Genomic DNA, 12,281 nt, shown 5'->3' with positions numbered 1-12,281 from the left:
GAGCGCTACAGGAACGCCTGCGCCGCGAGCCCGGCGAGCGCGCCACCGGCCAGCGGGCCGAAGACCGGCACCCAGGCGTAGCGCCAGTCGGCGTCCTTGCGGTTGGCGGGCAGATCCGGGCCGGGATCCTCGGCCAGTCGGCGGTGCGCACCGCCGCCCGCGCTGAGATCGGCCGGGACGCGCTGTGGCGGCAGCACATTCGCCGCCCGCTGGGTCGGCAGCAGGGCGTAGGCGATGCGGGGGCCGAGGTCGCGCGCCGGGTTGATGGCGTAGCCGGTGGGCCCGCCCAGCGAGGCGCCGATGCCGACCACCAGCAGGGCCGCGGCCAGCGGGCCCAGTCCGCTGGGGGTGTGGCCGAAGGCCAGGATCACCAGCACCAGCACGAAGGTGGCGATCACCTCGGTGACGAAGTTCCAGCCGTAGGAGCGGATGGCCGGGCCGGTGGCGAAGATGCCGAGCTTCTTGGCCTCGTCCGGCTCGGCGTCGAAGTGCTTCTTGTAGACCGCGTAGGCCAGGCAGGCGCCCACGAATGCGCCGACCATCTGCCCGCTGAGGTAGGCGAGGGTATTGGTGAAATTCACCGGGACGCCGGGCGCGTATTCGTCGGCTCCGGCGAAGAGATTGCCGATGGTGACGGCCGGATTGAGATGCCCGCCGGATTTGTAGGCGACGTAGACGCCGCCGAAGACGCCCAGCCCCCATCCGAAGGTGATGAGCAGCCAGCCGCCGTCGAACCCTTTCGACTTGGTGAGCAACACATTGGCGACCACACCTGCACCCAGCAGGATGAGGATGCCTGTGCCCAGGGCCTCGCTGAGGAATATCGAGCTGAAATCCATGAAATGCGCCTCCGATCGGCGGTCGCTGCGATTCAGAAAAGACTTTACGGTCTTTCGTACAGCAAACACTCAGAAACACGCAATATGGACGTGTTTCTGGCTGGCGAGCCCCTCGGAAACGACGAATAGCGCCGCGCCGGAAGCAATTCCGGCACGGCGCTGCTCGAATTACGGGATCAGCTCACCGCGACCATACGGGCGGCGTTCGCGGTCTCGTCGTCCTTGGCCTCATTGGCGGCCAGTTCGGCGTGCACGCGGTCGAAATACTTGTTGATCTCCGCATTGGTGCGCTCGGCATCCCAGCCCAGGTGCGGGGCGATGAGCGCGGCAATCTCCGGGGCCGCCTTCAGGCCGCGGTCCGGCACCTCGATGGAGATGCGGGTGCGCCGGGTCAGCAGATCGTCCAGGTGCAGCGCGCCCTCGTGGGTGACGGCGTACACGGCCTCGGCGGCGATGTAGTCCTCCGCGCCCGCGATCGGCTGCGCCAGTTCCGGAGCCGCCGCCACGAGGTCGAAGATCTCGTTGCTCAGCGAGCCGTAGCGGCCCAGCAGGTGCTCGACCACCGCGGCCGGCAGATCCGCCCGCGCCGCGACACCCGCGATGTCACCGAGCATGTCGGCGTAGCCGACCGCACCGAGGATCGGCAGGTTCTCGGTGACCGACGGCGCGACATCGCTGCCCAGCCGCTCGGCGGCCGCGTCCACCACATCGGAGGCCATGACCCGGTAGGTGGTGTACTTGCCGCCCGCGATGACGAACAGTCCGGGAGCCGGTTCGGCCACCGCGTGCTCGCGCGACAGCTTGGAGGTCTCCTTGTTCGCGCCGGTCATGAGCGGCCGCAGACCGGCGTAGGTGCCGACGATGTCGGCGCGGGTGAGCGGTTCGCGCAGCAGCGAATTCACGTGGTCGAGGATGTACTGCACATCGGCCGCGCTGGCGGTGGGATGGTTCTTGTCCAGACCCCAGTCGGTGTCGGTGGTGCCGATGATCCAGTGCTCGGCCCACGGGATCACGAACAGCACGGACTTCTCGGTGCGCATGATCAGACCGGTGTTCATGTTCAGCCGCTCGCGCGGGACCATGATGTGCACGCCCTTCGACATGCGCACGTGGAACGGGAACTCCACGCCGGTCATCTTGATCATGTCATCGGTCCACACGCCGGTGGCGGAGATGACGGTGCGGGCGCGGATGGTGTGCTCGAGCCCGGTCTCCTGGTCGAGAACCTTTGCGCCGACGACCTTTTCGCCGTCCCGCAGCAGGCCGGTGACCTTGGTGCGGGTGAGCACGGTCGCGCCGTGCTGGGCGGCGGTGCGGGCGATCATCATGGTGTGGCGGGCGTCGTCGACCTGCGCGTCGTAGTAGCGGATGGCGCCGATCATGGCGTCGTCCTTGAGCGCGGGCGCCAATCCCAGTGCGCTGGAACGGGTCAGGTGCCGGTGCATGGGCACCGAGCGCGCGCCGCCGAGGGTGTCGTACAGGGCCACCCCGGCGCCGATGTAGGCGCGCTCCCACACGTGGTGCTGCAGCGGGAACAGGAACGACACCGGGCGCACCAGGTGCGGGGCCAGCTTGTTCAGCAGCAGGCCGCGTTCCTTCAAAGCCTCACGGACCAAAGCGAAGTCGAGCTGCTCCAGGTAGCGCAGGCCACCGTGGATGAGTTTGGAGGACCGGCTCGAGGTGCCGGCGGCGAAATCGCGGGCCTCCACGAGCGCGACGGACAGTCCACGCGAGGCGGCGTCCAGTGCGGCGCCGGCGCCGGTCACGCCACCACCGATCACGAGGACGTCGATCTCGGTGTCGCCCAGGGCATCGATGGCCCGGGCGCGGTAGGCGGGATCCAATTGAGCGGACACGAGTTACTCCTTGTTATCGGTGTTTTCAGTCGTCGAGGTCAACCCAGTCGAGGGTGCGCGAGACGGCGCGCAGCCAGCGGCTGTAGCCCTTCTGCCGCTGCTCCTCGGTCCACGTGGGCTGCCAATTCTTGTCTTCGTGCCAGTTGGCGACGAGTTCGTCGGTGTTCTTCCAGAAGCCGACCGCCAGCCCGGCCGCGTAAGCGGCTCCGAGAGCGGTGGTTTCGGCGACCACCGGCCGCGAGACCGGCACGCCGAGGAAGTCGGCCTGGATCTGCATGGCCAGTTCGTTGGCGGTGACGCCGCCGTCCACGCGCAGCGTGTCGAGCTTGACTCCGGAGTCCTGCTGCATGGCCTCGACCACGTCACGGGTCTGGTAGCAGATGGATTCCAGTGTGGCCCTGGCCAAGTGGGCATTGTTGCTGTAGCGGGACAGGCCCACGATGACGCCGCGGGCGTCCGCGCGCCAGTACGGGGCGAACAGTCCGGAGAAGGCGGGAACGAAGTACACACCACCCGTATCGCTGACGGTGCGGGCCAGGTTCTCCACCTGCGATGCACCCGAGATGATTCCGAGCTGATCCCGCAACCACTGCACCGCCGATCCGGTGACGGCGATGGAGCCTTCCAGCGCGTACACCGGCTTCTCGTCGCCGAACTGGTAGGCGACGGTGGTGAGCAGGCCGTGCTTGGAGTGCACAATCTCGGTACCGGTATTCAGCATCAGGAAATTCCCTGTGCCGTAGGTGTTCTTGGCCTCACCCGGGCGGAAGCACACCTGCCCGACGGTGGCGGCCTGCTGATCGCCGAGCACACCGGCGACCTTCACCGCGCCCCGGAGCGGGCCGTCGGGATTGGTGGTGCCGAAGCCTTCCGGGTTCGAGGAGGGGGAGATGCGCGGCAGCATGGCGCGCGGCACACCGAAGATGGCGAGCAATTCCTCGTCCCAGTCCAGGGTTTCGAGGTTCATGAGCATGGTGCGCGAGGCATTGGTGACGTCGGTGACATGTTCGCCGCCGCGCGCGCCGCCGGTGAGATTCCAGATGATCCAGCTGTCCGGGGTGCCGAAGAGGGCGTCGCCGCGTTCGGCGGCTTCCCGCACACCCGGGACGTTTTCGAGAATCCACTTCAGCTTGCCGCCGGAAAAGTAAGGGGCGGGCGGCAATCCGGCACGCTCGCGGATCAGCTCGGTGTGCCCGGCCTTCTCGACCTCGGCGATGATGCGGTCGGTGCGGGTGTCCTGCCAGACGATAGCGTTGTAGTAGGGGCGTCCGGTGCGGCGGTCCCACACGATGGTGGTCTCGCGCTGATTGGTGACGCCGACGGCGGCCAGATCGGCGGCCGTGAGATTCGCCCCGGCGAGGGCCGACTTGATGACGGTGCGCGTGCGTTCCCAGATCTCGTCGGGATTGTGTTCCACCCAGCCGGCCTGCGGCATGATCTGTTCGTGTTCGAGTTGATGCCGGGCAACCACGTTGCCCCCGTGGTCGAACACCATGAATCGCGTGGAGGTCGTGCCTTGGTCGATGGCTCCGACGTACTGCGTCATCGCGGTCCTTTCCGGAAACTCTTCGTTGAGCCCGTTTGCCCTGATGGGCGGTGGTGCCACTGCGCCCGACTGACACATTACGAACGGTTTACTCCCGCGCACAGGGACGGCGTTCGACAATGCCGAACGGTTTGCTGGTAGGTTACGGACATGCCGGGTCCGATTCAGTCGATCGAGCGTGCGGCCGCCATGCTGCGATTGCTGGCGCGCGGATCGGGTCGCATGGCGGTGGGGGAGATCGCCGCCGCGCTCGGCCTCGCCAAGCCGACGGCACACGGGATCCTGCGGACACTGCAGGGCGTCGGGTTCGTCGACCAGGACCCGGTCAGCGGCAAGTACATGCTCGGCCCGGCCATGGGAGAGCTCGGTGGCGGCTATATGGACGCGAACGAGCTGCGCTCGCGGGCCATCAACCGGGCCGACGCGCTGGCGGCCCGCAGCGGAGAATCCGTCCGCATCGCCACCCTGCGCCACGGCGACGTGACCGTCGTGCATCATGTCTTCCGCCCCGACAACACCGAACAGGCCCTGGAAGTGGGGGAGATCCTGCCCCCGCACGCCACCGCATTAGGAAAAGTGTTGCTGGCCTACGACTCCGAACTCGCGGCATCGACGCGCGAAGATGAACTCCCCGCGTTGACCCACCGCACGATCACTGACAGAGCGGCGCTGAATCGTGCCCTGACAGAGGTGCGCCGCACCGGATGGGCCGGGGACACCGGCGAATTCCGCCCCGACGAAGCGGGTATCGCAGCCCCTGTTCGCGGCCGTGGCGGCCTGGTGGTCGGAGCCATCGGCATCACCGGCCCCATCGACCGCCTCTGCGACGGCCAATTGCGCCCGCGCGCTTCCCTGGTCGGTCAGGTGCGTGACGCCGCACACGCGGTGTCGAGGGATCTCGGTGGGGCACAATGATTTTCACGTACCGTGAGTTCAGCCTTCGCACGGATCGTGAGCGCGCGCGGCGCGAGAGTGGGTGTTCCATGCACTACGAGAGCGGGCTCGGATGACGCAACGCTATGTGCTCGCCATCGACCAGGGCACCACCTCCACCCGGTGCATCCTGTTCGACCAGCGCGCTCGGTTGGCCGGGGTGGCGCAGCGCGAGCATAAACAGCACTACCCGCGCCCCGGCTGGGTGGAGCAGGACGCGCTGGAGATCTGGCGCAATGTCGAGCGCATCGTCCCTGCGGCACTGCGGGATTCGGGCATCACCGTGGATCAGGTGGCGGCGGTGGGGATCGCCAATCAGCGGGAGACCACCGTGGTGTGGGACCGCCGCACCGGCACCCCTATCGGCCGCGCCATCGTCTGGCAGGATGTGCGCACCGAAGACTTGGTGCGCTCATTCACCGAAACCCCTGGTGCGGAACGCATCCGGGACCTGTGCGGCCTACCGCTCGCGACATACTTCGCCGCCCCGCGCCTGCGCTGGCTGCTCGACAATGTCCCCGGTCTGCGCGAGCGCGCCGAACGCGGCGACGTCCTGTTCGGCACCATGGAAACCTGGCTCATCTGGAATCTCACCGGCGGCGCCGACCACGGCGTCCACGTCACCGACGTCACGAACGCCGGCCGCACCCTCCTCATGAACCTCGCCACCCTCGAATGGGACGACGAACTCCTGCGCTTCTTCGGCATCCCCCGCGCCATGCTCCCCCGAATCGAGCCCTCCACAGGCGATTTCGGCACCGCCCGCCGCGTCACCCCGGGCGTCCGCATCGCCGCCGCCCTCGGCGACCAGCACGCCGCCCTCTTCGGCCAAACCTGCTTCGCCCCGGGTGAAACCGAATGCACCTATGGCACAGGCGGTTTCATGCTCATGAACACCGGAACCGAACTCATCCGCTCCAAACACGGCCTGCTCACCACCATCGGCTACCAGGTGGGCCCCGACCCGGTCTACGCCCTCGAAGGCCCCATCGCCGTCACCGGTTCCCTGGTCCAGTGGCTGCGCGACAACATCGGGCTGATCACCAGCGCTCCCGAGATCGAAACCCTCGCCGCCACAGTCGAAGACAACGGCGGCTGCTACCTGGTCCCCGCCTTCTCCGGCCTCTACGCCCCGCACTGGCGCAGCGATGCCCGCGGCCTGCTCATCGGCCTCACCTCCTACATCACCAAGGGGCACATAGCCCGCGCCGTCCTCGAGGCCACCGCCTGGCAGACCCGCGACGTGGTCGAGGCCATGAACGCCGACTCCGGCCTGCACGCCTCAGCGCTCCGCGTAGCCGGCGGCATGACCTCCGACAATCTGTTGATGCAGACGATCGCCGACGTCCTCGACATCCCCGTCATGCGCCCGATCGTCGCCGAAACCGTTTCCCTCGGCGCCGCCTACGCGGCGGGGCTGGCCGTCGGCTACTGGCCCGACCTGGAGGGCCTGCGTCACAACTGGCGTCTCGCCGCCCAATGGATCCCGCGCATGGACGCCGCGGTTCGCGAAGACGAGTACGACAACTGGAAGCGCGCCGTCGAACTGACCTTTGGATGGGTGAAACCTCGGCGGCGACAGCGGTGATGCCGGCCCCGGAGTGCAACGCCAACCCGGGGCGGAGGGTGGGGGACGGATTGTGCCTATTGGGAGGGCATCGAGACTGGGGTGCGATCAGGGTCGGATAGCGTGCAGGGTATGCGGCTTCACGTGGGATGTGCGATGTGGCAACACCCTGATTGGCAGGAGAAGCCATTGCCTCCGGCGGAGCGGCTGCGGTCGTATGCGTCGTGGTGCAATGCGGTGGAGGGGAATACGACGTTCTACGCGACGCCGCAGCGGCGGACCGTGGAATCCTGGGCGCGGCAGACTGATCCGGAGTTTCGGTTCGTTATGAAGTTGCCGCGCACTGTGACTCACGATCGCAGACTCAGCGGTATCGACGATGAGATGAATGCCTTCCTGGAGGCGGTGGAGCCGCTGGGGCGTCGGCTGCACGCGCTGTGGGTGCAGTTGCCGGGGACGTTCACCGATCTGGGCGCACTGGCGGATCTGCTGGAGGGGCTGCCGTCGCGGCATCGGGTGGCGGTGGAGGTGCGGCATCCGGCATTCTTCGAAAATGACCGAGCCATAAGGCAATTGGAGTCGGTGCTGACCGCGGCGGGCGCGGAGTGGGTGCCGTTCGACACCACCACGCTGTTCGCGTCGCCGCCGGAGAGCGCGGCGGAGCGGGAGGCGGCGGGAAAGAAGCCGCGGGTGCCTCGGCGAATGCGGGCGCTCACCGAGTTTCCGATCGTGCGATACCACGGGCGCGACGATGTGGATCGGACGGTGGCGGGGTGGCAGCCGTGGGTCGAGACGGTGGCGGGGTGGCTGCGCGAGGGGCGGTCGCCGACGGTGTTCGTGCACACCCCGGACAATGCGAAGGCACGCACGCTCGCTCGCCGTTTCCACGGTGAGGTGCGAGCGCGCGTGCCGGAGCTGGCGCCGCTGCCGGATCCCATACCGACGGATCCGATGACGTTGTTCTAGTGCTGTCCGAGCGGGTGCGGCTCAGGCCATGGCGGGTTGCTCGAGGGCGCTGTCGCGGCGGGCGGCCTCGCGGGCGAGGGCCTTGTCGCGCTGCTCCTCGAACCGGACCACGTCCTTGCGCAGGCGTTCGATGAACTCGCCGAGCTCGTTCCGCAGCTGCTCGCCGCGCGCCCCGAAGTCGCTGCGCTCCATGATGTTCCACTTCTTGAGCACCGGCAGGACGACCTCTTCGAGATGCTGGCGCAGATCGTAGATGCCGTGCTTGGCCATGAGCACGCCATTGCGGCGGAAGTTGGGCATGCCCGCGCCGGGCATCTGGAAGTTCTGCACCACATTGCTGATCGCTTCCAGGGCCTGATCCGGCGACAGGTTCAGGGCGGCCTCGCAGATGTTGCGATAGAAGATCATGTGCAGGTTTTCGTCCGCGGCGATGCGCTGCAGCATTCGGTCCGCAATCGGGTCATTGCACACTTTGCCGGTATTGCGATGAGAAACGCGAGTGGCCAATTCCTGAAATGTCACATAGACGACAGAGTGCATAAATCCGGCATCCGCCCGAATTGCCTGATTGCCCGTGCCCTGCTGCACCAGGCTCATGGCCGAATAGCCATTGGTCATGTGCACCATTCGATCCCGTTCCAGCGCCACCGGGTCGACGCCGCGGGTCACCACGAGATAGTCGCGGATGACGATGCCGTGCCGGTTCTCCTCGGCGGTCCAGCGCCCGACCCAGGTGCCCCACGCACCGTCCTGGGAGAAGTTCTCCGCGATCTCCCGGTGATAGCTGGGCAAATTGTCCTCGGTGAGCAGATTGGTGATCATGGCCGCGCGGGCGACCTCGCTGAGTCGGGATTGTCCGAGTTCCCAATCTTCACCGTCCATAGCTGCAAAGTTGCGACCGTCATCCCACGGCACATAGTCGTGCGGATGCCAGTCCTTGGCCATGGATAGATGCCTGTTCACATTCTGCTCGGCAATCGGTTCCAGCTCCATGAGCAGTTCCAACTGCGTGAGACTCCTGGCCACTGTGGTGTGCCCTCCCTCGAAATGGCTCGGCGCTGCGGAATGATGGTGCAGAACTGTGCAGAACACGGCCTGGCGTGGTGCTGGAGAATGCATGTCGGCCGATGGCCTGGTGAGGTGATCCGGGAAGCTCGCGTGTCGTATGAGGAGACTGGTCGGCTTCGCCTCGGATAATCTAGCCCAGTTCGCCGGAGATTGGCTCATCCCCCGCCGAAGTCTCATGGCCGGGTCAGTTCGCTAGTTGCAAAACAGTCCTTGACAGCCCACGCGGATCGATAGCGGGTTCGCCGGAGCATTGCTACGGAGAGTGAACATGCAGACGCCCAACCGCAGGAAATTTCCCGACGTCGTCGTGACCTCGCTGGCCGCCACCACGTCCATCGCCGGTGACGTCGACTCGACCTGGAAGGGACTACTCAACGGGGAGAGCGGAATCGACGTCCTGGAGGACAGCTTCCTCGACGATTTCCAACTGCCCGTGCGCATCGGCGGCCACCTCAAGGTGACCCCCACCTCCCAGCTTACCCACGCCGAATGCCGTCGCATGTCCTACGTGGAGCAGATGGCCACCGTGCTCGGCCGCGAGGTCTGGCGCAATGCCGGCAATCCGGAGGTGGACAAGGACCGTCTCGGCGTCGCCATCGGCACCGGTCTGGGCGGTGCGGAGATGCTCATCATCGCCCGCGACAAGCTGGCGCACGGCGGCTACCGCAAGGTTTCGCCGCTGACCGTGCAGACCACCATGCCCAATGGCGCGGCGGCCATCGTCGGCACCGAACTCGGTGCGCGAGCGGGCATTACGACTCCCGTTTCGGCCTGTTCGTCCGGTTCTGAGGCGATTGCCAATGCCTGGCAGAAGATCGTCATGGGTGAGGCCGACATGATGGTCACCGGCGGCGTGGAGGGCTCCATCCAGGCGCTGCCCATCGCCGGGTTCTCCATGATGCGCGCCATGAGCACCCGCAATCACGACCCCAAGGGCGCGTCCCGCCCCTTCGACAAGGACCGCGACGGCTTCGTTTTCGGCGAGGCGGGCGCGCTCATGGTCATCGAGACCGAGGAGCACGCCAAGGCGCGCGGCGCGACCATCCACGCCCGGATCATGGGCGCGGGCATCACCTCCGACGGTTTCCACCTGGTCGCCCCGGACCCGGAGGGCACCGGCGCGGCCCGTGCCATGGCGCGCGCCATGGAGCACGCCGGAATCGCCAAATCCGATGTCTCCCATATCAATGCGCACGCCACCGCGACCCCGATCGGTGACACCGCCGAGGCGAATGCCATCTATCAGGCGGTCGGCAATCACGCCGCGGTGTACGCGCCCAAGTCCGCGCTGGGCCATTCCATCGGCGCGGTCGGTGCGCTGGAATCGGTCATCACCGTTTTGTCGGTACGCGACGGAATCGTCCCGCCCACCCTGAATTTGGACAATCTGGACCCGGAAATCGATCTCGACGTGGTGCACGGCCAGGCCCGTCCCGGTCGCTACGACTACGCCCTCAACAACTCCTTCGGGTTCGGCGGGCACAACGTCGCCCTGGCCTTCGGCCGGTACTGAGTGACGCGGGATTACGGCACCTGCTAATCTCTGGCAGCCCTGCTTCTCTCGGGCTTTCGGTGTCGATCTTTGTTCGGTGTCACTACACAGCCACGGCTGCTGTGAGTTGAAAAAGGATAGGGAATGATCGGCGAGAACTTCGATGACTATCTGGACGAGCACGGCAACATCTCGATCCCTGACAACCTGACCATGATCGACCTGGTCGACAAGCACAGTCAGGCCAATGGAGGCGAGCTCGCCTACCGCTTTATCGACTATTCGCGCGAACGCGACGGCGAGTACCACGACATCACGTGGGACCAGTTCGGCGTCCGATTGCGCGCGGTGGCCGCCCGGCTGCAGCAGGTGACGCAGCCGGGCGACCGCGTGGCAATCCTTGCGCCGCAGGGGCTCGACTACGTCGTGGCCATGTACGCGGCGGTCTATGCCGGCAATATCGCCGTGCCGCTGTTCGATCCGGACGAGCAGGGTCACTCGGACCGGCTGCACGCGGTCCTCGCCGACTGTCAGCCGTCGGCCATCCTCACCGTCGCCGCCGCGGCGGCGGGGGTGCGGGAGCTGTTCAAGGATCTGCCCGCACCGAAACGGCCGCGCATCATTGCGGTGGAAGCGATTCCGGACAGCGTGGGCGTGTCCTGGGTGCGTCCGGACATCAAGGTCGACAGCATCGCCTACCTGCAGTACACCTCGGGTTCCACGCGCACCCCGGCCGGTGTGGAGATCACACACCGGGCGGTCGGCACCAACCTGCTGCAGATGATCGACGCCATCGGCATCACCGAAAAGGCCCGCGGCGTCACCTGGTTGCCGCTGTTCCACGACATGGGCCTGCTGACGGTGATCCTGCCGACCATCGGCGGCAAGTACATCACCATCATGTCGCCCAGCGCCTTCGTGCGGCGGCCCTACCGCTGGATCAAGGAGCTGGCTGCGCAGGAGGACGGTGCCGAGATCTTCGCGGCGGCACCGAATTTCGCCTTCGAGCACGCCGCGGTGCGCGGCCTGCCCAAGCCGGGGGAGGAGCTCGACCTCTCCAATGTGATCGGCCTGATCAACGGCAGCGAACCGGTGTCGGTGACGTCGATGAAGAAGTTCAACGACGCCTTCGCCCCGTACGGCCTGCCCAAGACCGCCATCAAACCCTGCTACGGCATGGCCGAGGCCACCCTGTTCGTCTCCGCCACCAAGCGCGACGACGAGGCCCGCACGGTCTGGGTGGACCGCACCGAACTCAACGCCGGCCGCATGACCCAGGTCGATCCGGACGCGGAAAACGCTGTGGCGCAGGTGTCCTGCGGCTACGTGGCGCTGTCGCAGTGGGCGGTCATCGTGGACCCGGAGACCGGCGCGGAGAAGCCGGACGGCGAGGTCGGCGAGATCTGGCTGCACGGCGGCAATATGGGCATCGGCTACTGGGGCCGGCCGGAGGAAAGCGTCGCCACCTTCGAGAATCGGCTGAATTCCCGTCTGCCGCAGGGCAGCCACGCCGAGGGCGCGGCCGCCGACGCCCGGTGGATGCGCACCGGCGACTTCGGCTCCTACCTCGACGGCGAGCTCTACATCACCGGCCGCGTCAAGGATCTGGTGATTGTGGACGGCCGCAATCACTACCCGCAGGACCTCGAGTACTCGGCGCAGGAATCCAGCAATGCCCTGCGTCCGGGCTTCGTCGCCGCCTTCTCGGTGGCCGACGCCGACAATGCCGAGAAGCTGGTGATAGTGGCCGAACGGGGAACGGGCGCAGCCAAACTGGATCCGGAGCCGATCGCGGAGACGGTGCGTGCCGCCATCGCGAAACGGCACGGGGTCAACGTTCAGGATCTGCTGCTGGTGCCCGCCGGGTCGATCCCGCGGACCTCCAGCGGCAAGATCGCGCGGCGGGCCTGCAAGACGGCGTACGTGGAGGGCACCCTGCGCGGCGGCTATCGCCAGCAGGCGTTCCCGGACGCTACCGACTAGCGCCGAATCCGGTTGTCCCGCACCGTCGTCG

General features: G+C 66.8%; 9 protein-coding genes. 5 read left to right on the top strand and 4 right to left on the bottom strand.

Annotation, left to right across the window (positions count from 1 at the left end; genetic code table 11):
- Window positions 1-5: 5 nt before the first annotated feature.
- The 3 genes from H0264_RS36785 to glpK (H0264_RS36775) all read right to left on the bottom strand — a co-directional run bounded on the left by H0264_RS36785 (window position 6) and on the right by glpK (H0264_RS36775) (window position 4,241).
- Window positions 6-839, bottom strand: a complete 834-nt coding sequence (locus tag H0264_RS36785) for an MIP/aquaporin family protein (protein WP_181581803.1) — start codon at window positions 837-839, stop codon at window positions 6-8.
- Window positions 840-1,015: 176 nt separating this feature from the next.
- A complete protein-coding gene (gene glpD / locus H0264_RS36780; protein WP_181581802.1) occupies window positions 1,016-2,695 on the bottom strand; it encodes a glycerol-3-phosphate dehydrogenase in 1,680 nt (559 codons plus the stop codon).
- A gap of 25 nt (window positions 2,696-2,720) precedes the next feature.
- Window positions 2,721-4,241 carry a glycerol kinase GlpK gene (gene glpK, locus H0264_RS36775; RefSeq protein WP_181581801.1) on the bottom strand — a complete coding sequence of 507 codons (1,521 nt, stop codon included), beginning with the start codon at window positions 4,239-4,241 and terminating at the stop codon, window positions 2,721-2,723.
- Window positions 4,242-4,391: 150 nt separating this feature from the next.
- Here glpK (H0264_RS36775) and H0264_RS36770 point away from each other — a divergent pair, with 150 nt between their 5' ends.
- The 3 genes from H0264_RS36770 to H0264_RS36760 all read left to right on the top strand — a co-directional run bounded on the left by H0264_RS36770 (window position 4,392) and on the right by H0264_RS36760 (window position 7,707).
- A complete protein-coding gene (locus tag H0264_RS36770) occupies window positions 4,392-5,156 on the top strand; it encodes an IclR family transcriptional regulator (RefSeq protein WP_181581800.1) in 765 nt (254 codons plus the stop codon).
- Between the two features lie 91 nt (window positions 5,157-5,247).
- The gene (gene glpK, locus H0264_RS36765) at window positions 5,248-6,762 is read left to right on the top strand and encodes a glycerol kinase GlpK (RefSeq protein ID WP_181581799.1); all 1,515 of its coding nucleotides are present in this window, start codon (window positions 5,248-5,250) and stop codon (window positions 6,760-6,762) included.
- A gap of 111 nt (window positions 6,763-6,873) precedes the next feature.
- Window positions 6,874-7,707 carry a DUF72 domain-containing protein gene (locus H0264_RS36760; RefSeq protein ID WP_181581798.1) on the top strand — a complete coding sequence of 278 codons (834 nt, stop codon included), beginning with the start codon at window positions 6,874-6,876 and terminating at the stop codon, window positions 7,705-7,707.
- Window positions 7,708-7,728: 21 nt separating this feature from the next.
- Here H0264_RS36760 and H0264_RS36755 read toward each other — a convergent pair whose 3' ends face one another.
- Window positions 7,729-8,733 (bottom strand): acyl-ACP desaturase, encoded by a 1,005-nt coding sequence (locus tag H0264_RS36755; protein WP_181581797.1) that lies wholly within the window; start codon window positions 8,731-8,733, stop codon window positions 7,729-7,731.
- Window positions 8,734-9,043: 310 nt separating this feature from the next.
- Here H0264_RS36755 and H0264_RS36750 point away from each other — a divergent pair, with 310 nt between their 5' ends.
- The gene (locus H0264_RS36750) at window positions 9,044-10,288 is read left to right on the top strand and encodes a KasA/KasB family beta-ketoacyl-ACP synthase (protein WP_181581796.1); all 1,245 of its coding nucleotides are present in this window, start codon (window positions 9,044-9,046) and stop codon (window positions 10,286-10,288) included.
- Between the two features lie 126 nt (window positions 10,289-10,414).
- The gene (gene fadD32 / locus H0264_RS36745) at window positions 10,415-12,250 is read left to right on the top strand and encodes a long-chain-fatty-acid--AMP ligase FadD32 (RefSeq protein WP_276314015.1); all 1,836 of its coding nucleotides are present in this window, start codon (window positions 10,415-10,417) and stop codon (window positions 12,248-12,250) included.
- Window positions 12,251-12,281: the final 31 nt, after the last annotated feature.

The organism is Nocardia huaxiensis, from assembly GCF_013744875.1.
GTDB lineage: Bacteria > Actinomycetota > Actinomycetes > Mycobacteriales > Mycobacteriaceae > Nocardia > Nocardia huaxiensis.
Note: the sequence above shows the minus strand (reverse complement) of the source record. Positions and strands in the feature narration are given on the sequence as shown.